This window comes from Gilvimarinus sp. 1_MG-2023 (genome assembly GCF_030548285.1).
In genome coordinates this window covers 1-285 of record NZ_JAUOSC010000832.1, presented here as the reverse complement: position 1 = coordinate 285, position 285 = coordinate 1, and the positions used below count along the sequence as shown (strand labels likewise).

Genomic DNA, 285 nt, shown 5'->3' with positions numbered 1-285 from the left:
CAGCAGATGCACATGATTGGGCATCACCCAGGCAATCAGCTGATAGCGCGTCCCATGAAAGTAGAACCAATTCTCCACCACCAATGCAGCAACCTCGGGGATAGCCAGCAATGACCGTAACCGGCATCCATGGCTTGCTCGGTGTGTTGCCGTCGTTGAGTGTCCGGCAAATCCCTGAGCCGGTCGATGACAGCCTTCGGTAAGGCATCGTTAAGACGGTAGGTAATGACCTGAAACTCAGCGCTGTCGATATGAGGTAAATAGCCTCGGCTGTGAATTCCTTTC

The 285-nt window shown here is 53.3% G+C and carries 1 protein-coding gene; it reads right to left on the bottom strand.

What is annotated here, in order from left to right; genetic code table 11:
- Window positions 1-35 precede the first annotated feature (35 nt).
- Window positions 36-285 (bottom strand): hypothetical protein (locus Q4563_RS19225; protein WP_303605652.1); only part of this gene is annotated, 250 nt, incomplete at its 5' end.